This is a genomic window from Aestuariivirga sp., from assembly GCF_965227715.1.
Lineage (GTDB): Bacteria > Pseudomonadota > Alphaproteobacteria > Rhizobiales > Aestuariivirgaceae > Aestuariivirga.
The window spans coordinates 4,270,046-4,291,929 of sequence record NZ_OZ245771.1; the positions used below are offsets into that span (position 1 = coordinate 4,270,046).

The 21,884-nt window shown below is 60.0% G+C and carries 22 protein-coding genes; 8 read left to right on the top strand and 14 right to left on the bottom strand.

Annotated features, from left to right (window positions below; translation table 11 throughout):
- Positions 1 to 87: 87 nt before the first annotated feature.
- The 5 genes from ACO06F_RS20395 (at position 88) to ACO06F_RS20415 (ending at position 2,977) form a co-directional block, all read left to right on the top strand.
- On the top strand, positions 88 to 555 hold the full coding sequence (locus ACO06F_RS20395; RefSeq protein ID WP_421694533.1) for a hypothetical protein: 468 nt from the start codon (positions 88 to 90) through the stop codon (positions 553 to 555).
- On the top strand, positions 552 to 1,538 hold the full coding sequence (locus ACO06F_RS20400) for a DMT family transporter (protein ID WP_421694534.1): 987 nt from the start codon (positions 552 to 554) through the stop codon (positions 1,536 to 1,538). The genes ACO06F_RS20395 and ACO06F_RS20400 overlap by 4 nt, the downstream gene beginning before the upstream one ends.
- Positions 1,531 to 1,788 carry a DUF1127 domain-containing protein gene (locus ACO06F_RS20405; RefSeq protein ID WP_421694535.1) on the top strand — a complete coding sequence of 86 codons (258 nt, stop codon included), beginning with the start codon at positions 1,531 to 1,533 and terminating at the stop codon, positions 1,786 to 1,788. Before ACO06F_RS20400 ends, ACO06F_RS20405 begins: the two co-directional genes overlap by 8 nt.
- Positions 1,789 to 1,834: 46 nt before the next feature.
- A complete protein-coding gene (locus ACO06F_RS20410; protein WP_421696737.1) occupies positions 1,835 to 2,662 on the top strand; it encodes a helix-turn-helix transcriptional regulator in 828 nt (275 codons plus the stop codon).
- A gap of 72 nt (positions 2,663 to 2,734) precedes the next feature.
- Positions 2,735 to 2,977 (top strand): hypothetical protein, encoded by a 243-nt coding sequence (locus tag ACO06F_RS20415; RefSeq protein ID WP_421696746.1) that lies wholly within the window; start codon positions 2,735 to 2,737, stop codon positions 2,975 to 2,977.
- Between the two features lie 58 nt (positions 2,978 to 3,035).
- Here the strand turns inward: ACO06F_RS20415 and ACO06F_RS20420 are convergent, their stop codons facing one another.
- Genes ACO06F_RS20420 through ACO06F_RS20430 form a run of 3 tightly spaced genes read right to left on the bottom strand, consistent with a single transcriptional unit; the run spans position 3,036 to position 8,430 of the window.
- Positions 3,036 to 6,104, bottom strand: coding sequence for an efflux RND transporter permease subunit (locus ACO06F_RS20420; RefSeq protein WP_421694536.1), 3,069 nt, complete (start codon positions 6,102 to 6,104; stop codon positions 3,036 to 3,038).
- A complete protein-coding gene (locus ACO06F_RS20425; protein ID WP_421694537.1) occupies positions 6,101 to 7,243 on the bottom strand; it encodes an efflux RND transporter periplasmic adaptor subunit in 1,143 nt (380 codons plus the stop codon). The genes ACO06F_RS20420 and ACO06F_RS20425 overlap by 4 nt, the downstream gene beginning before the upstream one ends.
- A complete protein-coding gene (locus ACO06F_RS20430) occupies positions 7,195 to 8,430 on the bottom strand; it encodes a hypothetical protein (RefSeq protein WP_421694538.1) in 1,236 nt (411 codons plus the stop codon). Before ACO06F_RS20430 ends, ACO06F_RS20425 begins: the two co-directional genes overlap by 49 nt.
- 239 nt (positions 8,431 to 8,669) lie before the next feature.
- Between ACO06F_RS20430 and ACO06F_RS20435 the strand changes: the two genes are divergently transcribed.
- Together ACO06F_RS20435 and ACO06F_RS20440 are read left to right on the top strand one after the other, a co-directional pair.
- The gene (locus ACO06F_RS20435) at positions 8,670 to 9,359 is read left to right on the top strand and encodes a response regulator (RefSeq protein ID WP_421694539.1); all 690 of its coding nucleotides are present in this window, start codon (positions 8,670 to 8,672) and stop codon (positions 9,357 to 9,359) included.
- Positions 9,359 to 10,615: a HAMP domain-containing sensor histidine kinase gene (locus ACO06F_RS20440; RefSeq protein WP_421694540.1), complete on the top strand. Its 1,257-nt coding sequence runs from the start codon at positions 9,359 to 9,361 to the stop codon at positions 10,613 to 10,615. The genes ACO06F_RS20435 and ACO06F_RS20440 overlap by 1 nt, the downstream gene beginning before the upstream one ends.
- Before the next feature lie 332 nt (positions 10,616 to 10,947).
- Here ACO06F_RS20440 and ACO06F_RS20445 read toward each other — a convergent pair whose 3' ends face one another.
- Positions 10,948 to 11,241, bottom strand: coding sequence for a hypothetical protein (locus tag ACO06F_RS20445; RefSeq protein WP_421694541.1), 294 nt, complete (start codon positions 11,239 to 11,241; stop codon positions 10,948 to 10,950).
- A 276-nt stretch (positions 11,242 to 11,517) separates the two neighbouring features.
- On the opposite strand from ACO06F_RS20445, the gene ACO06F_RS20450 reads away from it, so the two are divergent.
- Positions 11,518 to 12,003: an L-2-amino-thiazoline-4-carboxylic acid hydrolase gene (locus ACO06F_RS20450; RefSeq protein ID WP_421694542.1), complete on the top strand. Its 486-nt coding sequence runs from the start codon at positions 11,518 to 11,520 to the stop codon at positions 12,001 to 12,003.
- A 78-nt stretch (positions 12,004 to 12,081) separates the two neighbouring features.
- On the opposite strand, the gene ACO06F_RS20455 is transcribed toward ACO06F_RS20450, so the two are convergent.
- The 10 genes from ACO06F_RS20455 to ACO06F_RS20500 form a co-directional block, all read right to left on the bottom strand.
- Positions 12,082 to 12,861 (bottom strand): SDR family NAD(P)-dependent oxidoreductase, encoded by a 780-nt coding sequence (locus ACO06F_RS20455; RefSeq protein ID WP_421694543.1) that lies wholly within the window; start codon positions 12,859 to 12,861, stop codon positions 12,082 to 12,084.
- A 7-nt stretch (positions 12,862 to 12,868) separates the two neighbouring features.
- A complete protein-coding gene (locus ACO06F_RS20460; protein ID WP_421694544.1) occupies positions 12,869 to 13,669 on the bottom strand; it encodes an ABC transporter permease in 801 nt (266 codons plus the stop codon).
- A gap of 3 nt (positions 13,670 to 13,672) precedes the next feature.
- On the bottom strand, positions 13,673 to 14,515 hold the full coding sequence (locus tag ACO06F_RS20465; protein WP_421694545.1) for an ABC transporter permease: 843 nt from the start codon (positions 14,513 to 14,515) through the stop codon (positions 13,673 to 13,675).
- A complete protein-coding gene (locus tag ACO06F_RS20470) occupies positions 14,516 to 15,736 on the bottom strand; it encodes a mandelate racemase/muconate lactonizing enzyme family protein (protein ID WP_421694546.1) in 1,221 nt (406 codons plus the stop codon).
- Between the two features lie 78 nt (positions 15,737 to 15,814).
- Positions 15,815 to 16,861: an extracellular solute-binding protein gene (locus ACO06F_RS20475; protein WP_421694547.1), complete on the bottom strand. Its 1,047-nt coding sequence runs from the start codon at positions 16,859 to 16,861 to the stop codon at positions 15,815 to 15,817.
- A gap of 18 nt (positions 16,862 to 16,879) precedes the next feature.
- Positions 16,880 to 17,620: a GntR family transcriptional regulator gene (locus tag ACO06F_RS20480; protein ID WP_421694548.1), complete on the bottom strand. Its 741-nt coding sequence runs from the start codon at positions 17,618 to 17,620 to the stop codon at positions 16,880 to 16,882.
- An 88-nt stretch (positions 17,621 to 17,708) separates the two neighbouring features.
- Positions 17,709 to 18,638, bottom strand: a complete 930-nt coding sequence (locus tag ACO06F_RS20485; protein WP_421694549.1) for a 3-keto-5-aminohexanoate cleavage protein — start codon at positions 18,636 to 18,638, stop codon at positions 17,709 to 17,711.
- Positions 18,639 to 18,658: 20 nt separating this feature from the next.
- A complete protein-coding gene (locus ACO06F_RS20490; protein ID WP_421694550.1) occupies positions 18,659 to 19,753 on the bottom strand; it encodes an ABC transporter ATP-binding protein in 1,095 nt (364 codons plus the stop codon).
- Entirely contained in the window at positions 19,750 to 20,502 is a 753-nt protein-coding gene (locus tag ACO06F_RS20495; protein WP_421694551.1) for a GntR family transcriptional regulator, read from the bottom strand. Before ACO06F_RS20495 ends, ACO06F_RS20490 begins: the two co-directional genes overlap by 4 nt.
- A gap of 1 nt (position 20,503) precedes the next feature.
- Positions 20,504 to 21,832, bottom strand: a complete 1,329-nt coding sequence (locus ACO06F_RS20500) for an aspartate aminotransferase family protein (protein ID WP_421694552.1) — start codon at positions 21,830 to 21,832, stop codon at positions 20,504 to 20,506.
- Positions 21,833 to 21,884 lie beyond the last annotated feature (52 nt).

A 21,884-nucleotide genomic window follows, 5' to 3' on the forward strand; every position in this document is an offset into this window, starting at 1 on the left:
AAACCCATGTCTACCGCATCACTGCTGACAGAGGGTGTCAGCATCCTGTTGTTAGCGTTGTTCGCATCGGTTCAACAGGAGATTTCCATGACGATCAGGGCATTTGAAACGGCGTCGGTCCAAATGGAAACCCGGTGCCTGCTGACATTGCAAGCACCGGGAGAAGATGTCGACCGCATCATGGAAACTGTGGTGAAGATCGTTCCGCTTGCGATGGGAAGTTACGACAGCAACGCCTTTCAGTCTGGGCCCGGCGTCGAGCGCTACCGTCCGCTGCAGGGGGCGGTGGCCGGGCCGGAAAGCGAGATCCGGAAGCGGCCGGGCGTCGTCGAGGTCGCCTTCGAGCTTGCCGACGATCCGGCCCTCCTCGAACAGGTGATCGAGGCGATCTTCCAGATACACAGCTATCAGGAACCGGTGATCCGAATTTACAACATTCTTAGCAGCCGCTCCAAGGGACTGGACGACCGCGCCAACCCTCACCGGTGGTGGAACACGGCCGGAGACTGGAAGAAGAGTGGCCTGGCGGCCAGTGTCGAAGCGGACGAGACATGACCCGGGACTATCGGCTCGGCATGTTGCTTGTTACCGCATCGGCGGTGGCCTGGAGCACAGCGGGGTTCTTCACCAGGCTCGTTCCCCTGGACAGCTGGACCATGCTGGCGTGGCGCGGACTCTTCGGCGCTTTCGGCATTGCCTTCGTGATTCTTGCGATGGAGCGACGGCAAGCCTGGGGGCACTTTCGGGCGCTGGGCTGGCCGGGCTGGATTTTCGCACTGGTGTCCGCGGCTGGCATGATTTGCTTCATTACCGCCTTGCGGCACACCTCAGTTGCCCATGTTGCGGTGATCTATGCCCTGGCACCCTTCATCGCCGCAACACTGGCTTGGCTCGCGATAAGAGAGAGGCCGACGAGAGGCGCCTTGGCCACCAGCTGCATCGCTCTGCTCGGCGTTGCCATTATGGCGGGTTTCGGAACCGATGGCAGTCCCGTAGGCGACCTTCTCGCACTTGGCATGACCATTTGCTGTGCCGCAATGATGGTTCTGGCCAGGCGCTATCGGGACATTCCGACACTGCCTGCGGCCTGCCTGTCCGCTTTGCTCAGCGGACTGGTGTGCTGGCCGATTGGGGAGCCTCTCGCGCTGTCTGCGCACAGCCTTCTAGTCCTCGTCCTCTTTGGTCTCGTGAACTCGGCCCTGGGCCTGACCTTGTTCACGGTGGGCGCACGGCTGCTGCCGGCCGTTGAAACGGCGCTGATCGGTTCTCTCGATGCGCCGCTTGCACCGTTGTGGGTCTGGATTGCCTTCAACGAGGCCCCCAGCCCAAGCACGCTCACGGGCGGCATCATCGCCTTTGCTGCTGTTGGCCTGCATGTTTGGCTGAGCGGGGCAAAGAAGCTGGATCGGCCGGAAGAACCTGATGTTCGCTCGGCATCGCGTCGCCTGGTGCCCGCTCCGGCCATCCACGGAGATGACGATGGCAATGAAGCTCCAGCTGAATTGCTAAAGAATCTGACAGCGCGCTCGCATGGCTGAGGTCATCTTGCACTCACAAACGGAGAACGACATGCAACTCCCACACCTGAAATTGAATCACGTTTCATCGCTGGTTATGCTGAGAGCTGCGAGCCTGGTCGGTTTCATTCAGTGGGCTGCCAGCGGAATGGAACGCTGGGTGGAAGTCCGGCGCGATCAGCGCATCCTGCTTTCCATGAACGACCAGCAGTTGAAGGATATCGGCATTTCGCGCGGTGAGGCAGAACGTGCAATTCGCTCTGGCCGTTGATATGGTTTCCAGCAGCGACGGCATCGCGGCCCGAATGGAAGACGCAATGGACTTTGTAGTAAAGCAGCTTCTGTGCACCGAAGCCGTGATGCTGTCGGATGTTCTTTGCAGTTGCGGCCAGCGTCACAAAGGTGAAGAAGAGTGCACGACCTCTACCCGTATCGTATTTCCCTACCGCGGTGTTTATATTCGGCATGTGGGGAGCAAGGATGCGGTGGCCGAAGCCAATCAGGCCTTGTTCTTCAATGAGGGCGAGGAGTACCGCATCAGCCATCCGCTGCAAGGTGGCGATGCGTGCCTTTCCATGACCATTGACGAGGGCATATTGCGGGAACTGACCCCCAAATCGCAGCTGCGAGGCGGGGCAACTTTGGCATTCGCGGCGCAGCGCAGGCGAATCGATCCGCGCGCGCAGGTACTGGTCACCTTGCTGCGCCACGGTCTCGGCCAGAATGCGATCGAGACTCTCGAAGCGGAGACGTTGTCGCTAACGCTCATGCGCCGCGTATTGGGTGAGCACACGTCTCATGGTGCGAGCGCCAGCTGGGGCCTTCAGAAGCTGGTAGATCGCGCCAAGCTCGTGATTTCGTCAAACCTGAGCCGCCGCTGGACACTGGTGGATATCGCCCGGGAGGTCGGGGTGTCGCCGGTCTACCTCACGCAGGCCTTCCGGCAGGTCGAGCAAATTCCGCTCTACCGTTATCAGCTTCGGTTGCGCCTGGCCCGCGCTCTTGATCTTCTCGGGGACTACGAAGACATCACGGCGCTCGGACTAGAACTCGGTTTTTCCAGCCATAGCCATTTCACCGCGGCGTTTCGCCAGGCCTATGGCCGGACACCGGCGGAATTCCGCCGCAGCGCGAGACGTCGCTAAACAATCCGAGAGCGGCAAATCCATCCGAAGGCGCAGATGTCGTTGCCGGCATCAACAACAGGAGAAGACATTATGTTTGCGACGACCTGCGCCGCTTGCGACTGCGAACTGGATGGCGGCAGGATTCACGTCGAGATCGGGCGCAATGCAGTCGAAGTTTGCTGCGAAGCATGCGCGCAGGCTCTGCGGGAGGCGGAGCGCGCGCTGAAGCGCGATATCTGCCCGCAATCGCATTGTCAGCATCAAGCCAATCTGTCCTCCGAGTGGCAACTCGATGACGGACGGGCCCACCCAAGTTGGTGGTTCAACAGCTGAGATCCGATACCCTCACTTGTGCAGAGAGTCGCTTGCATTCCGGCGGGCCATACCCGCTTCACTGTGGATTGCCGGCTGTCCGGATTTCACCGAACGGCCGCCTGATGAAGATCAGGAAATCATCCACCAGAGTGAAGATGACGGGGATCACCAGGAGGCTGAGGAAAGTGGATGTCAACAGTCCCCCGATTACGACGATTGCCATTGGCTGCCGGAAGCTCGAATCGCCACCGCCGAGACTGAGCGCAACGGGAAGCATCCCGCACCCCATTGCAATTGTGGTCATGATGATCGGCCGGGCGCGTTTGTGGCAGGCATCGACCAGCGCATCGAAGCGTTCCATGCCAGCCCGCCGCGCCATGACCGCATATTCGACGAGCAGGATGGAATTCTTGGTGACCACGCCCATCAGCATGAGGAGGCCGATGACCGCCGGCATGGAGAAGCTCGTGCCGGTTACGACGAGCGGCAGCAGGGCACCCCCCAGTGAAAGGGGTAGGGCCATCAGGATTGTCACGGGTTGAAGAAAATCATGAAACAGGAGAACCAGCACGGCATAGATGCAGACAACACCGATCGCCATGGCGAGGGCGAAACTTCCGAACAATTCCGAACTCCGTTGCACCTCGCCTTGTTCGACAACCCGAACCCCCTCCGGAAGGTTTTGAAGAGCCGGCAGGGCATGCGCTTCGCGGTTGACGTCACCCAGGATCCGCCCGTTCAATTCGACGGAGACGGTCACATTGCGTGAACGGTCAATGCGCTTGATCTGAGATGGGCTTCCCCCCATTCGAACATCCGCTAGGGCGCCAAGCGATACATTACCCTTCGCACCGCTCACGCGGAGATTGGCGATGTCGTCCAATTGCATCCTGTTGCGAGGGTCTAGGCGAACCCGAATGGGTATCTGCCGCTCTGGCAGGTCAAGCTTCGCCAAAGATGATTGATAGCCGCCGCTGGTTGCCACACGGACTGCATTGGCGATCGTCTCAGAGGTGACGCCAAGCGCGGCTGCCCTGGCGAAGTCAGGGACTATGCGAACCTCTGGTGCTTGGAGCGAGGCGCTTGACGTGACAGCGCCGATGCCCTTGAGCGTGCGCAACTGCTCTTCCAGCGCAGCGGCCGCCTGTTCGACGGCATCCGCATTGTCTCCCGCAAGTGCAATTTCGAGCTTGGTGCCGTTACCGCCAGATCCGACCTCGACGCGGATACCGGGCAGCACGGCCAGGCTGCGCCGGAGATCATCCTCGATTTCATACTGTTTGACGGCGCGGTCTCCAATCGGCGTCAGATTGACCACGAGTGTTGCAGAGGCGACATTGCTCGCCGTCGTGACGTCGAGCCCGCCTCCGGACGATGCGCTTCCGACGGCGGTGAAGATGCTGATAATGTTCGGGCGCTTGCCGCTAATTTCAGCCGCACGCTGTGACATATGCTCAGTATCCTCAATCGTGCTTCCAGGTGGCAGCGTCAAGGTCACCTTGGTCTGCGCATTATCCGAAATCGGGATGAAGCCTGACTTCAGGAACGGAATTGTGGAGAGCGAGAGACCCAGGAAAACGGCAACACCGAGCATCGTGTAGACGCGGTGGCTTAGGCAGGTTTTCATGACGGCCATGTAGGTCCGCATGATGCGTCCGTCCCGTTGCTGAACCGGATGGACCTTCATCATGTAGGCCGCCATCATTGGCGTCAGCAGCCGGGCCACCAGAAGAGAAGCCAGCACGGCAACAGCCGCCGTGATGCCGAACTGACGGAAGATGAGCCCGGGAATGCCGCTCATGAATGCCGTGGGTAGGAAGACCGCGACAAGCGTGAACGTCGTCGCAATCACCGCCAGGCCGATTTCATCGGCCGCCTCCAGCGCGGCCTTCATGGGCGATTTTCCCATTTGAAGATGCCGCTCGATGTTCTCCACCTCGACGATCGCGTCATCGACGAGAATTCCGACGACGAGGGATATCGCAAGGAGGGTGACGATGTTCAGGCTGAAGCCTGCAAAATACATGGCCAGAAAGGTCGGTATCACGGAAAGGGGCAGGGCGATGGCCGAAAGAATGGTCGCCCGCCAGTCGCGCAGAAACAACCAAACGACAACGACAGCCAGGATTGCTCCTTCATAGAGCATGTGCATCGAGCCATCATAGTTTTCCTCAATGGGCGCCACCGTGTCATAGGCCTCGACGATGCTCACATCCGGGTTGTCCTTGGCAAAGGTGGCCATGGCGGCCTTCACGTCAGTGGCGACGCCCGTATCCGAAAAGCCGTTAGAACGCTTGACCTGAACGGCAATCGCCGGCTTTCCATTGAGAAAGGCAAGAGAGGACCTGTCTGCAAAGCTATCGGTTACGGAGCCAATTTCGTCAAGCCGCACCAGCCTGCCGCTTGAGAGCGGAATGGACAGTGCCTTGAGCGCGTCAATCGAGGCGACGCCTGCGAGCGTTCTTATGGTTTGCCGGGTGCCACCAATTTCAGCAAGACCGCCGGATCTGTCGGACTGAACGGTTCTTAAAATTGATGACACCGCGTCGGCCGTAATGCCGAGCGAGGTCATGAGTTGCGGGTCGAGATCAATATGGACTTCGCGGTCCAAGCCACCCACCCTGCTGACCTCTCCCACCCCGGATACGGAGAGAAGCATCTTGGTAAGCTCGTTATCAACGAACCAGGAAAGCTCGGTTTCATTGAGGCGGGATGAACTCACGGCGTACGTGATGAGGGGTGAATTTTGAACATTCAGCTTGGTGACTGTTGGTCTTTCCATGCCAGCAGGCAAATCGGTTGTGCTGTCCACCGCATTCTTGACCTCGTTCAGAGCTTCCTCGCTGTCCTTCTCGAGCTTGAAAGAGACGCTCATTGAAACCGAGCCACTGTCAATCGTCGTGGTGATGTGGTCCAGCAAGTTCAGAGACGCGAGATTGTCCTCGATCTTCCGGGCAACTTCTGTTTCGAGCTGGGCAGGAGCGGCACCTTCCAGCCCCGCCGAAATCTTGATGGTGGGAAGGTCCATGTCCGGGAAGTTCTGGATCGGCAGCCGTTCGAAAGCCAGAAGCCCACCGGCCGTCAGCAGCACGAAGAGGAGGATGGCCGGAACAGGATTGCGGATGGACCAGGCGGAGAAGTTCATTGCGTCTTCACTTCCAAGCTGACGAGGGCATTGTCTGAGAGGAATGCGCCACCGGATTTTACGACTTTGGCGGACCTCTCGAGACCCGATATGATCTCGACTTCATTGCCGCTGCGCCGCCCAGTCCCGACCCGCACGCGCGAAGCGCGAAGGTCATCGCCAACCACGTAAACGTAGGTCAGCCCGTCCCGGAACACCAATGACGACTCTGGTACTGCGAGCGCGGAACTCATGTTGAGCTGGATCTCGCCTGTAACATAGACACCAATGGGGGGCCGCGGCTTGGCCGGAAGCTCGACATAGACAAGTGCCCGCCCCGTATCGGCGTTTACAGTAGGCCCCACGAGCCTCACCGTTCCCTCAATCGGTGAACCGCCCGGGCCTGAAATGTTAACCTTGAGTCCTTGTCTGATGCGCGGAAGATATTGCGCGGCCACTTCTGCCTGCCATTCGACGCGTTGCTGCTGAACCAACCGGTACAACTCACTGCCGGACGAGACGACCGCACCAAGCTGAGCGGTTCGCGAGGTGATCAGACCATCGTCAACTGCCCGGATCGTGGTTTGCTCGACCTTGATCTTCTGGCTTTCGAGCATCGCCTCCGCCGATTTGAGCGATGCTGCCGCTGTTTGTTCTGCGGCCAGATATTCCAGAGTCTTTTCCTGCGTAAGAACGCCGTTCCCGGTCAACTTCCGGACCCGTGTGGCATTCGTCTTTGCCTTGTCCAGATCAGCCTGAGCCGACTCAACCGCCGCCTCCTGCTTGTGCAGTTCTGCGAAAACCTCGTCCTGCGCCAGGCGAACGAGAGGATCCCCCTTGGTGACCACGGCGCCCACTTCCGCAAGGATTTCCGTTATCCGCAGCCCGCCAATCTCGGAGGCGATGATCGCCTCACGCCATGGCTTCAGCCAGCCACTTGCTGGTACTGTCTCTGGCCATTCACGAATGGCGGGGCTTACGAGACTGACGGTCAGGGCCGGGGACTGCGTCTGTGCATCTGCGCAGTGGGCGGGGCCCGGCAGGGCAGCGGCAAGAAATATAACGAGAACGGCGAGGCTCGGAAATGGAAGGCGTTGCAAGGAAATACATCTCACATCAATGGCTGCAGCGTAGAGAGCAGCGTGAGATTCGCGTCCCATCCGCCACCCGATGTTCGATAAACTGCGATCCAGCAGCGAACCGCATCGCGGCAATTGTGAATGAGCTCGAACTCCACCTTTTCGGCCGCGCAGCTTGAGGTCTCGCGCTCTGGCAAATTGGCGGCGTCCGTCCCGGTACTGGTGGCGCCGGGTAAGTAACGTTCTTCTGCGCGCGCCGTGATGACTCGTCCACATATGGCGTCGATCCGTAGCAAGGCGGCTTCGGTCTCCGCCACGGCATTCAGAACGGTGAGCTTGTAGAGGGCCACGAGAGCCGCAAAACCGGGAGCTGTACTGACAACGGCCACTCGGCTTTCGCCTTTCTCAACAGGAGCAGTTCTTAATGCCGGCCCGAATGACCACAGTGGCGCTCCGCCCGCCAAGGCCGAGGTACTGAACGTTACCCATCCAGAGAGGTTCAGGTAGGGCTCGATATCCGCCTCGGCATGGCTGCTATCACTCAGCGCTGCGGCAAGTTTCTTCTCGAGTGCCCGAATGTCGGGGCGCTGGCGCAATGTTGCTGCCGGTATGGCGATGATCGCGACATCCTTCGGCAAGGGGATTCTGCGCTTTCCCCTGGTCAGGATCAGCCGCACGCCATCCTCGTTACCGCCTGCCAGCTGGGCCATCGCCCTCACGAGATTGCGGGACAAAGTCCGCTGCTCTACCAGCGCGGATGAGGATTCGGCCGCACGGCCGCGCGCGAGAACAAGGTCCTGCGGAGAAGCGAGGCCAGAGGCGGCAGCTCTCTCCAGGGCGCGGACCGTTTTCTGACGTGACACCACATCGCGCATGTGAATGTTCGCAAGCAGTACTGAAGACTTATACCGTATGTAGTGATCCGCGACTTCGGCGGCCAAGGACACCTGACAGTCGTTTTCGCCATCGAAGCTTTCATCCGTGAGAGGCGTGGCTATTTCCTCTGCCGTGTGTGGCTCCCCAAATAATTTCCTTTCCCAGGAAGCAGCGGGGAACGCAATGATGTTGCCGTCTCGCTGCAAAGCCCTGGCCTTGGTTATGGTAGCGCTGGCGGAATTCGGGGTCGGACTAGCGCGCAGCGCCAGCTCGATCAGCGACGTGAGCGAGGGGTCGCCGAGCGTGGACCACCACGTCAGAAGATCGGAGAGTTTTCCCTGATGTGGCAGCAATGGTTGCCAGCTGCCGAAAACATCGTCGTCAATTGGCATGGACTCTCCGGACGTCGGGAGCGGCGAGGAGGCATCGCGGCCAACGCATTCAATGAGGAGAGTGCTTCCTTCTGCTGGACGTGTTCTCATCACTGCTTTGGACGTGCCTCGGTGACACTGTCTCTACGGGATCAAACGTAAAGTGCGGTCAATGCAGTGTTAAGATAGGTAAAATCTCCGGGACAATTCTCGCCTCGGTGATATGCTGCCGGGAGCAATCGCAATGAGCATCCACAAGAATGAAAAAGGTTCTCCTCATCGACGACGATGTTGAACTTACCAGCTTGCTGAGAGAGTTCCTCATTGAGGAAGGTTTCGAGGTTGTGACGATGGAGGATCCCCGCGCGGCCGTCTCGGAGGCAACGTCCGGTCATGTGGATATCGTGGTCTTGGACGTGATGATGCCGGTTGTGAACGGCATCGACATCCTTCACCGAATCCGGCGGTTAAGTACTGTTCCCATATTAATGCTGACCGCCAAGGGTGACGATGTTGACCGGATAGCGGGATTGAATCTGGGTGCGGATGACTATGTTCCGAAGCCGTGTTCCCCGGGAGAGCTGGCGGCACGCATCAGAGCCATATTACGGCGCGTGACTCCGGCCGGCACGGCAACCGGGCAGGATGCACTTCAAGCCGGGGCACTTACCATGCACCCGGGAACCCGCACGGCCGAATGGGGCGGGCGGCAGCTCGATCTCACGGGAACCGAATTCACCCTGCTTGAAGTGCTCGTCCGCAGCGCAGGCCAGCTTGTGTCTAAGCAGGACATATCAAAGCGAGCCTTCGGCCGCCCGCTCACGCCGTTTGACCGGCGCATCGACGTACATCTCAGCAGCGTGCGACAGAAGCTGGGCAAGAGGGAGGATGGGCAATCCTGGATCCAGTCAGTGAGGGGGCAGGGTTATCTTCTGCTGCTGGATCGCTGATGAGAGGGTTGTTCGGAAAGTTCTTTCTCGTGATCTGGGTAACAATGGCCGCGACCATTGCGGGGCTTTTCACGATCAGCTTCCTGTTTGGCAATGTGCCGTTCGCAAGTGAAGTGCGCCATCAACAGCAGATATTTGCCCTAGACGTCGCCGTGAATCTGCTCGCCCAATCTGGCCCGGCCGCAGCACTTGCCTTCGCGCGTGCGGCGGCGCTCGCGCCCCAGCCGGTTGAACTCTCTCTTGTCGAGAGCAGCGCCAAGGATTGTGTGACGCTTCGAAGTGGCAGCGAGCGCCAGATCATTATAGGTGGCACCTGCCAGCACCTGTCCGTGCGTGCTAATGCAGAAGGTGTCGTGCCCGAAATCTTGTTGAAGCTCGGCCCATGGATTGCAGCGCTCATCGCCAGTGCTGCATCGGCCTACTGGTTGGCTCGCTATCTCATTCGCCCTGTAACGTATCTGCGTCAGGGTCTGAGTGCCCTGGCGCGCGGCGAATTCGAAGTGCGGATCGGGGACAAGACGGCCGGATGGAAGGATGAGGTGTCCGAGCTTGCGCATGATTTCGACGTCAGCGCGAGCCGGCTGCAGGAGCTGCAGGAGGTCCAGCAACGCCTGTTTCACGACGTTTCCCACGAACTCCGCTCGCCCTTGTCCAGGCTTCAGGCGGCGCTCGGCGTTCTCCGGCAGAATCCGTCGAAACTGAACCCCCTCGTGGACCGCATGGACCGTGAAATCGAACGCATGGACGCACTTGTGGGTGAAGTCCTGACCCTCGCCCGTCTCACCGCTGGCTCGGTGGATCAGCCGTCCCAAACGCTCAACCTCATCGATCTTCTCAATGAAATTCTGGACGATGCGGCCTTTGAAGCGCAGGCGCGGGGCATCTCGGTGGCACATGAAGGTGTGACGACATTTGTGCGCCCGGTCAACGGCGAGCTGATCTACCGGGCCATGGAGAACGTGATCCGCAATGCGATAAAATATTCGCCTGACAACGCCCGTATTTCGATCCATTCCGCGGTTTCTGACGGCAGGCTGAGGATTGAAGTTACAGATGAGGGAAACGGCGTACCGGCGCCGGAGCTTGAGAGGATGTTCCAGCCGTTTGCGCGGGGGAGTGACGCGAATGTACGGGAGGGATTTGGGCTCGGACTCGCCATTGCAAAGCAAGCAATCGAACAACACGGAGGCCGTATCGCTGCCCTACTCGCGGTGAAGGGCGGCATGACGATCAGGATCGAGATCCCTCAGGGCTAGTACTTTGTCCAGCCTTGAGTGGCGGCGCGTCCTTTGGTGTTGAAGGTGCAGCATGCCAGCTCTAAACTTGGCCTTCACCCGCTCCATCGATCTCGAAAGACCGGCAATGGTCAGTGGCGTGGACCGCCTCATCCACCTTACAGCGTTGGGCACGTCACGGACTTGCACCATGTTCCCGATTCTCCGGCATATCGCCGGCACCTGGAGATTGGTCGCCGGCACCTGGAGATTGGCTCTGTCTAGCACTAAGGTGAAGGGGCACAAGGCATCATTCGGCTTGTCTGAGCCGAAGCTGAGGGCCCGGCCCTTACAGACTCACTTTCGCGGGCAACTCACTTCTTCCCGGCATTGCTGTAAATGGCGCCTGCCGCTACGTAGCCTGACCACTGGATGCCCGCAGCTGCGCCTTTACCGGCAGATGGAAACACCGAAAAGTCCTTGGGCCTCTCATGCTCGCTCGTCAGAGGTTTCAGGTCCTTCGTCACGTTCGGCGGCCCACTGCTCAGCGCCTTCACGTCATAACCCTGCGGCAGCGGAGGAGGCGGAAGCACATTGCCAGCATGGACAACTGGCGGTGCAAGTGTAGATAGTGAGACGCTTGCTAACAGCGCTATTGTCCGCTTCACGTTGAATTCCTCTTTCTTCCGCCCGCTCGAAAATATGACTTCTTGCAGAGAAAGCCAGCGGAAGTACGGCACCCGAGCAACCTTGAGCAGGCGGGTCGGTCACGGTGGGTAACTGGTCCTTTGTGCCACAATGGGTCATCACTGTCGTGATAGGTTACCCCGGAATGTCTGACGCCGCAGCTTTCTTGGTCGATGATGATGCTCCGCTATATTGGGCGTGAATTGCTTCGTCCGTGTTCTTTCGTTAGCCTATCCATTTTTTGGGGAGAGGACAAAATGCGGGAGCACGATGCCAATACAACCTGGTCGTCATTGAACGATGCAAACAAGGCACGCGCGGGCGTCTACGTCGAATTCTTCCGATCGATTGAGCAACGGTTTGGCCGTGACGCCGCAATCCAGGTGACGAGGGAGGCACTCTACAACTGGGGCCGCTCGCTGGCCGGTGGACTGGACCGGCACTTGCCAGCGGATTTTGCTGGTCTCTGCAAGAGCTTTGCTTTCGCTCCAGACGGAGGAGCCATGTTTTCTCCGGATGTATCGCGTTGTTCAGACCGTGAGCTCGACGTGCATTTCAAGACCTGTCCCCTGAAGTCCGCCTGGACAGAGGCTGGTCTCGCAGACCAGGACATCGAACTTTTCTGCAGTTTGGCAGCTGCCGCCGACTATGGGACTTTGGAGGCGGCAGGCTTCAAAGTCGACATTGAAACCTGGAAACCAGGTGGTGACGGTTGTTGCAGGCTACATATTACAGCGCCCTGAGAAGGCGCTGCGGCAGCTGCCATCAAGGCGGGTATATCGGGCAGTCACGTTTTCTGCAGCTTGAGAGAATGCAATCTTTCAGAATGTGGCTGATACGCCGCCGTCCACCAGCAAAAGCTGGCCCGTGACATAGGCACTGTCGTCACTGCAGAGAAAAAAAGCGGGGCCGGCGATGTCCTCGGGCTTGCCGGCGCGGGCCTGCGGTATGCGGCGGTACTTGAGGTAGATATCCTTGAACCAGTCGGTGTCGTGCTCGTGTCCGGTGCCATCCGGCAGCATTGCCATTCGGGTGTCGATGAAACCGGGGCAGATTGCGTTGACGTTGATTGCGTCCGGGGCAAGATCGCAGGCGAGGCAGCGTGTCATGTTCACGAGGCCGCCCTTGGCTGTGGAATAGGCAAGGGAGTCCCGCGATCCACGCACGCCCATGATCGAGGCGATGTTGAGGATGCGGCGGGCGGCGCCTCCCTTGCGGATCATCGGCACCATGGCCAGCGTGACATCGAGAGCGCCGTTGAGGTTAACGTCCAGCACTGTCCGGTAGCGCGCCATGGTGAGGCTGGAAAGTGGGGTTGCGTCCAGGATGGCCGCGTTGTTGACGAGAATGTCAAGCTGGCCAAATTCGCGGCTGATGAAATGGGTAAGTGCAGCAACCGAGGCGGGCTCCGAAATGTCCACGCGCTGTGCAGTTGCACTGGCAAGTGTCCGGGCGTGAGCGGAAGCCTCGGCTTGATCGATGTCCGCGATAACAACCATTGCGCCTTCTGCCGCCAGCCGTGCCGCAATCGCAGCACCAATGCCACGCGCCCCTCCGGTGACCAGAGCAATCCGCTTATCGAGCCGCTTTGCTGCGTTCATCTTGCCATCACTCCTGATTGGAACTGCCTATCTTCAGCCGTGAAGCCACCGTTGCGGCGAGAATCAAGGACACGAGAAGAACTAAGGTCACCAGAGCGTTTATCTCCGGGCTGAAGCCCACGCGCATCATCGCCCAGAGCCGCAGGGGCAGCGTCATGCGATCGCCTGCCAGGAACACGCTGATCAGCGTTTCATCGAAAGACAGGGTAAGCGCGAGGACCGCGCCGGTCGTAATGGCGGAGGCCAGAAAAGGAAGCGTGATGTAGCGGAAGGTCTGGAGACGGGTGGCCCCAAGATCGTAGGATGCCTCGACGAGCGTTTTCGGCATGGATTGCAGCCGCGTGAGCACCAGCCTGTAGGCCACGGCGAGCACGAAGGCGCTGTGCCCCATGACGATTGTTGCAAGGCCCCGGTTGATGCCAAGCTGTGCCGAGGTAACGAGCAGCGAAAGCCCGGTCACGATGGGAGGCAGCAGAAACGGCAGATAGATCGCCGTTTCAAGGCCGCGCCGGAACATGGCGCCCGGCCATTCGGCATAGAGTGCAAGGGCTATCGCCAGGACGGTTGAGATGGTGACGGCACACACCGCGACGATTGCCGTATTGGCGAGCGCATCGATCACCGACGGGTTGGACCACAAGCTGATGTAATTCCTGATCGATGCCGTCTCCCACAGGATCCGGCCGTCGTTCACTTCGACCAGTGAGAATATGGCGCTGATGAACACCGGTGCATAGAGGATCAGCAGCACAATGCCCGTCAGTAACCCTGCGAGAAAATCGGCGATCCGTTCGGAGCGGTTCAGCATCGCTCAGACCCGCTGCCTGCTGGCGGAATATCCCGCCAGGATGATGATGATGAAGGCCGTGAGGAGGAGGATCGCGGCCATGGCGGCCCCAAAGGGCCAATTATAGGCAAGGCCGAACTGAGACCATATCACCCGCCCGAAGGTGAAGCCGGTGGTGCCGCCCACCATCTGCGGCGTCACGAAGTCTCCTAGCGCGAGCACGAAGGTGAAGAGCGCTCCCGCAACGGTTCCGGGCAACGCCAGCGGAAAGACGATATGGCGGAAGGTCGACCATGGCGAAGCACCGAGATCGCGCGAGGCATCCAGCAATATGGCGGGTATCCGTTCGAGCGTGAGGAAAATCGGCAATATTGCAAAGGGCAGATAAAGCACGGACATCGTGCCGAGCACGGCATGCTGATTGAACAGGAAGAGAAGACTGGGCTTGTCCAATAAGCCCAGCCCCATCAGCGTCTGGTTCAGCAGTCCGTTGAGCCCGAGTACAGATCGAATGGTGTAGAGCTTGACGATGTAGCTCATGAACAGCGGCAGCACTGTGAGCAGGAGCAAGAAATATCGCAGCGTGCCAGCCCGCCGCCATACGAACCAGGCGATGGGATAGCCCAACGCCATGCAGATGAGCATTACCTGCATGCAGAGCCAGAGCGTTCCAAGAAAAGTTCCCAGATAAGTCCAGCTGCGGAAGAAGTTCACATAATTGGAAATCCCGAAGGCATAGACGATCTGATTGTTCTCCATGTGGAAGAAGGAGAGCACCAGGAAGGTCCCGATCGGCAGCACGACGAAAATCAGCGGCAGGCTCGCCGCCAGCCCGAAGAGCAGAAGCCTTATGGCGAGCTGCCTCATTTACGCAACCTTGTAACGCTTCACAACATCCCAATCGACCTCGACACCCAGTCCTGGTTTGGTCGGCAGCGGGATCAGGCCATCCGGACTGAGCACCAGCTCCTCCCGAGCCAGTTCGCGGCGGAGCCTTTCGTGGCAGAGTTGCGGCGGCAGATATTCGATGAAGGCGCAATGGTTGGTCACGAACGCCAGATGGGCCGTGCCGGAAATCGAAATGCCTGTCTTCCAGCAATGCGGCACAATGGTGCGCCCGCGCTCCTTTGCCATGTCGCACACGATTTTGGCTTCGCCAATTCCGCCGACGCGGCCGACATCGGGCTGCGCCACTTGCACCTTGCCGATATCCATCAGCTCCTCGAACTCGAAGCGCGTTGCCAGCCACTCACCGAAGGCGATGGGCATGGGAGCACTCTCCACCAGCTTGGCAATTTCGTGGACGTTGTCCGACCAGAGGGGCGTTTCCAAAAAGTAGCAATTGAACTCCTTCCAGTCCTTCACCACGGACAGGCAGGTTGCGGCGTCCTCCCAGAGATACTGCACATCCACCATGAGGGTGATGTCGGGGCCGATCGTCTTGCGGATGGACGCCAGGACTTCGGTGTGCCTGTCATAGCTCTCCCGCATGCCCCCATGGGCATAGGGCCCGTTCATGGTGATTTCGGTCTTCATCGCCTTGAAGCCCAGATTCTTGGCACCTTCCGCAGAGGCGCACAGGGCCTCGCAGTATTGCTCAAAGCTGTGCCCCGCGGGCTGAAGCGATGCGTAAGGGGTGATCGTCTCGCGGGTGGCGCCGCCCAGCAAGGCGTGGACTGGCTTGCCAACGGCCTTGCCGCAAAGGTCCCACAACGCCATTTCAACCGCGCTGATGGCGTGGATCACCATGCCGCGCCGGCCGTTCATTGCCGTGCCGAGATAGAGCTTGTTCCAGATGGCACCGATCTCGAATGGGTCCGCGCCGATCAGCATGTCACGGATTGAGAGACCCATGGTGTGGGTGCCCGGCGCTTCGATGCAGGCCTTCGCCATCCATGGGTTGGCATCGCATTCGCCCACGCCCCACACGCCGCCATCGGTGCGGATCACGACGATGAAGCTGTCCTGAGCGGAGGAGGTGAAACCCGGATTGAAGTCGGGCGCCAGCAGAACATGGCATTCTACTTCGGTGATCTTGAGCTTGGGGCGCGGGCCCACGATGGCAGGCGAAATGGTCTGCAGCGGCATATGGTCATATTTCCAGTCTGAAGGGCGAAGGAGCCGGTTGCGGATCGCGCATCCGGCTGTTTTGTTTCAGGCAGCGGTTTAGCTGGCCTTGACTTCGTTCCACACGGCGACGCGCTTTTCGAAGTTCTCAGGCGTGAGAAGCCACGCCAGGCGGTCGCCATAGGTCATGCCAATGCTCTTGTTGGCTTCTGCGTCCGTCGTGTTGCCGTAGCTCTTCTTCGTCGACAGCAGGTTGCCGACCTTCTTGTCGAGGCAGGCGTTGATCCACTGGTTGGCGAGATCGACGTTCTGGGCGCCGGCACTGATCACCCAGCAGTCCAGCCAGCCGATGGCCTTTTCCTTGGGAATGCTCAGTGCAGCATTGACGCCCTTTGCCTTGAGGGCCGCGACTTGCGGCTCTCCCATCGAGAACATCAGCTTCAGCTTGTTGTCGGCGAACAGCTTCACGCCTTCATCGAAGCCCGCATAATATGTCAGCAGGAGTTTCTTCTGCTCGATCAGCTTTTGTTTGACCTGCTCGAACTGGTCATCGCTGAGATTATAAGGTTCCGGAAAGCCGAGCAGCAGGGCGGCAAGGACGATGGAGTTATTGGCATCGTCAAGCGCGATCATCTGCTGGGCATACTGCGGATCCCACATCACGCTCCAGCTGTCGGGCGCCTGCGGGAAGGCCGTTGCGTCATAGACCAGCGGAAGGGAACCCCAGGCGAAGGGCACGCCATACTGCTTGCTGTCCCGCGTGATCGCATCGACCGACTTGAACTCCGGGATGATGTTGCCGGCATTCGCCACTTTGCCCATGTCGATCGGCTGGATCAGCGAGCCGTCGATGTAACGCTTGAAGGAAGAGGTGTCGAAGGCGACGACATCGAAGTCTGCGCCCTTCGAGCCCTGCATTTTGGCGAACATCTCATCCACCGAACCGGTGTAGACGATGCTGACGTCAGCGCCGGTCGCCTCCTTGAACGGGTTGACCCAGTCCGGCTCCGCATAGCCCTCCCATGTCAGGATGCGGAGTTCCTTCGATGCCGCGCGGGCGATCGCCGGCGCTGCCACAAGCCCTGCAAGTGCCGCGGCCGAGCCGAGCGCGAATTCGCGCCGGTTAACAGATGGTGCCTTGGTCATGTGTTTCCTCCTGTTTGATTATTGCTGCCGTTCAAAGGCAGTTTCTTGGGTTCTCTCGGCGATCATCTTGCTGTCGAAGGGACCGATGACATGGCGTGCAACGCCGTCCGCAATGCCGGCGGCCGTCTCTTCGAGCAGGACGCGGCGCAGCTCCACGTGTTCTTCAACGATGCCGTCAAGGTCACTGTGGCCGTAGGTCTCGATACCGAACAGGATCATCACGTGCCGGGACATGGCGTTCCACAGCGTCAGGAGCAGGGGGCTGCCTGCAAGATCGTAAACGGCACTGTGAAAGGCGAGATCGGCGCGGTTGATCTCCGGCTTGTTGCGGCTGCGGCAGGCCTCTTGCAGCGTCGTGATGTGGCTGTCGAGGACCTCGAGGGCCCGCGGATCGGCCCGAAGCACGAGGGCTGCCCGCTGGGAGCAGCGGGTCTCGAGCGCGGTGCGCGTTTCATAGACCTCACGCGCCCAGTTCTCGTCGAGATCGATTACATGCGTGCCACGCCGCGGGGTCGACCGCAGCACCCCTTGGCTCTGCAGTACCAGAAGTGCTTCGCGCACCGGGACGCGGCTGATCGCGAACTGCTTGGCGACTTCAATCTCGTAGAGGCGCTGGCCGGCGAGAAGCCGCCCATTGCCGATGGCCTCCACGATCTGATCGGCCACACGTTCGGAAAGGCTGTCCGCGGCAATCGGCCGGATTCCCTTCGCTTCGGCGCTCCGGGGTGGATTGGCACGCAATGAAAGTTTGACGCTCATGGATCGGCATCTTGTATACATGAGGCAGGACGCCGTCAATTTCTGATCGCCCGCTTGGGTGGTCAACCGCCGAAAGACGGGGTAGCGATCAGAATGCGACCGCGTTACCACCCTTGAGCTGCAGCAGGTCGCGCGCTTCGTCGGCGGTTGCCACCTCCAGTGAGAGTTCGCCCATGATGCGCCGGATCTTGCTCACCTGTTCGGCGTTGGACTTAGCGAGTGCGCCCTTGCCGATATAGAGGCTATCCTCCAGCCCCACCCGCACATTGCCCCCCATGATCGCGCCCATGGTGCAGAGATTCATTTGGTGGCGCCCCGCAGCCAGTATCGACCACAGGTAATCCTTGCCGAACAGGCGGTCGGCGGTGCGGCGCATATGCATCAGGTCTTCGGGTTCTGCGCCGATGCCGCCAAGCAGGCCGAAGATCGTCTGCACGAAAAGCGGCGGCGTCAGGAGCTTGCGGTCCAGGAAGTGGGCAAGGGTATAGAGATGGGAGACATCGTAACATTCGAATTCGAATCGGGTGCCGTAGCGCATGCCGACTTCACGGATGATCCGCTCGATCTGTTCGAAGGTGTTGGAAACAATGCCGCTGCGGGTTGCCTCCAGATAATCCTTCTCCCAGCCATGCTGCCAGGCGGGATATTTATCGACGATATGATAGAGCCCAAAATTCATGGAGCCCATGTTGAGCGAACAAAGCTCGGGCTGGGCGGCATGGGCCGCTTCCAGCCGCTGTTCGAGCGTCATCGCCAGGCCACCGCCCGTGGAGATATTCATCACCGCATTGGTCTGCTGCTTGATGCGCGGCAGAAACTCCATGAACAGTTTGGGATCGGGCGACGGCTTGCCGGTGAGGGGATCGCGCGCATGCAGATGAATGATCGCAGCACCCGCTTCGGCCGCTCCCACCGATGCAGCAACGATCTCTTCCGGTGTGACCGGCAGATGCGGACTCATCGTCGGCGTGTGAATGGAGCCGGTGACCGCGCAGGTAATTATCACTTTCCTCGACATGTGGTCCTCCCTTTCGAGCCTTATGGTGCGAGTGCCAGACCATCCTGCGGCAGCCAGCCGACGGAAACCTGCGCTCCCGGTGCCTGATCTGATGCCCGGTCGGCTGTGTTAGGAACCTTGAGGATGAACTCCTGGCCATCGGCGAGGCCGACCACGATGCGGAGATGGTCCCCCACATAAATCCGGTGGCGCAAGAGTCCGGCAACGGATGGACCGGCAGGCCAGCCTGGTTCAACGAGTGTGGCCCGCTCGGGGCGCACCGACACGACGGCATTGGCACCTGCTGCGATGCCGGGGCCGCAACGGGCTGAAATCACCGTGCCGTCTGGCAGTTTGACGACTGCATTGCCGTCGGACCCAATCGCTGTCACATGCCCCGCAAGCCGGTTGTTCTCCCCGATGAAGCCAGCGACGAAACTGGTCGCCGGATCCTCGTAAAGGCCGCTGGGGGTCGCAATCTGCTGGATTTCGCCGGCATTGAAGACTGCGATCCGGTCCGACATGGTCAGCGCTTCGGTCTGGTCGTGGGTCACATAGACGAATGTGACACCAAGCCGGGCGTGGATTGCCTTGATCTCGAACTGCATCTGCTCGCGCAACTGCTTGTCGAGGGCTCCCAGTGGCTCATCCATGAGCACGAGATTGGGTTCGAAGATCAGGGCTCGGGCCACCGCCACACGCTGCTGCTGCCCGCCGGAAAGCTGGTCGGGCCGCCGCCCGGCGAGGGCCGGAAGCTGCACTAGCTCCAGCATCTGCGCCACCTTCGCAGCAATCTCCGCGCGCCCGAAGTGGCGCACTTTGAGCGGGTAGGCGAGGTTTTCGGCAACGGTCATATGCGGAAACAGCGCGTAGTTCTGGAATACCAGACCAATATTGCGCCGGTTGGCAGGCACGCGATCAATGCGCCGGCCATCGAGCAGGATCTCGCCGGATGTTGGGTTCTCAAAACCGGCCAGCATCATCAGCGCCGTGGTCTTGCCGGAGCCTGAGGGGCCCAGCAGCGTCAGGAATTCCCCGCGGCGCACGTCGAGATCGAGATGGCGGATGGCCGGCTGCCCCATGCCATAGGTCTTGGTGACGCCCGCATAGCGAACATGGATATCCGAAGCCGTCATTCCTCCGGCACCCTGCGGCCAACGGGCCGACCGGCGCCCACCGGGCTGGCGGGGCGCCAGTAGGGTGCCGCGCGCTGGATAATGTCGCCCGCGAAGCTGATGTCGTCGACCACCGCACGCCGGGCGCGCGACCCGTCGCCGGTCTTCAGCGCTTCCATGATTTCCGCGTGATGGTCGAAACCCGGCTTGATCGTTGCTTCCTGGCGCATGACGTTCAAAAGCGGGCCGGCGCGCAACCACAGCCGCTCGATGATGGTGTTGAGCGACTCCGATCTTGCTGCGCGATAGATCGTGAAATGGAATTTGGTGTTGAAGCGCAGATAGTCTCCGACCTGCTGGATGTCGATGCAGGTCTGCATCATTTCATTTGCCCGGTAGACGGCGTCCAGTTCCGCCTGGCTGATGGTCGTTGCCGCCCATTCAGCCGCCGTGCCCTCGATGGCGCAGCGCACGCGGACCAGGTCGGCCACGGCGGCGATATCAATTGCGGGTACCAGCACGCCACGGTTCGGATGATCGTAAAGGGCGCCGTCGGTCACCAGCTTGCGCAAGGCTTCCCGCACCGGCATGGCGCTGGTGTTGAAGCGTTCGGCAAGCTCGCGGACCACGAGCCGGTCACCGGGATTGAAATCGCCATTCATCAGGCTGGCGCTCAGCGATTCATAAATCACTGCATGTGCGGTCACGACCTGATCACCGTTCGTATCCGTCGTGACTGCGAATTTTGGCTGTCTGCGCCGCTCGGACATTTCACGAGGCCTTGGGAAACAGATGTCCGGATACGGTCAAGAGATCGTCGACGGCTTCCAGGAAGGCGTTCCGCTCAGAGTCGCCAAAGGGAATGGACAAGGCCATCATGCCACGCGGAGCAACATAGAAGCCCCGCAGCAGCATTTCCGCATGGAAGAGCGAGAGATATCGCGAGTCAGCCGCATCGAGGATGGCGGGGTTGTCGATCGGGCCCCGGACGAAATGCAGGTTCATCAGCGAGCCACGGCCCGTGACGGTCGCAAGAATGCCGTGCCGGTCGAAAAGGGCCTGCAGCTCTTGCCGCAAGCTGTCGCCCTGGGAATTGACCCTGGCACTGGCTTCTTCCGTCAGCACCTTGGTGAAGCCCGCCATCCCGCCTGCCATGCTGAGCGGATTGTTGTTGAAGGTGCCGCCATGTGAGAAGGCGTGTTTCCGCGCGGGATCGAAATTGTCCATGATGTCCGCCCGGCCGCCGAAGCAGCCGAAACTCGCACCGCCGCCGAGATATTTTCCCATGGTCAGCAGGTCGGGGGTGACCCCATGCACATGGTGCAGACCGCGGAAAGCGAGCCGTGATGTCATGACTTCATCGAGGATCATCAATGCGCCGGCGGTGCGGGTCTCCTCGCGGATCATCTCCAGAAATTCGCGTGTGGCAGGGATGCAGCCGCCGCCGCCCATCATCGGTTCGAGAATGACGGCCGCCAGCTCGTTCCCGGTGCTCCGGATAAGGGCGCGGGTGCCTTCCATGTCGTTGTACTCCGCGAACTCGAAAGGAAACGGCAGATTGAGCGGGGAGCCTCCATGCGCGAAAGTCAGCACGCCGCCGTGGTAGCCTTCCTTCATCGCAATGATCTTCGGCCTTCCGGTCACGGCACGCGCGGCCGAGATCGCCATGATGTTGGCTTCGGTGCCGGAGTTGCAGAAGCGCACGCGCTCGAAGGCGGGAAAACGCTGGACCAGTGCCTTGGCATAGTCGGCTTCCATGACATTGGGCGCGCCGAGCGACAGCCCGGCATCAATGGCGGATTTCTGCGCCGCGCCGATCACCGGGTCGGAATGGCCATAGAGGGCGGCGGAGTATTCGGAGACGAGGTCCACGAGTTCCTGGCCGTCAAGCGTGGTGACGCGGCATCCGCGCCCGCCGGTGAAGGCCAGCGGAAAGGGCGGGTAATAGATGACGGCGCGGGTATTCCCGCCGGGCAGCGCATCCAGTGCGGAGATGTGGCGGGCAAGGCTCTTCGGGTGAGCAGCCTCAAGGCGGGCATGTGCGTCCGAAATGGCCTGATCGAGTTCGGAATTGCGTTGAAGCTGACCCATTTGGTTCATGATTTGATTTAATCCTCAAACTCTCAACTGCTCAATTTTCAGGATTTCACAG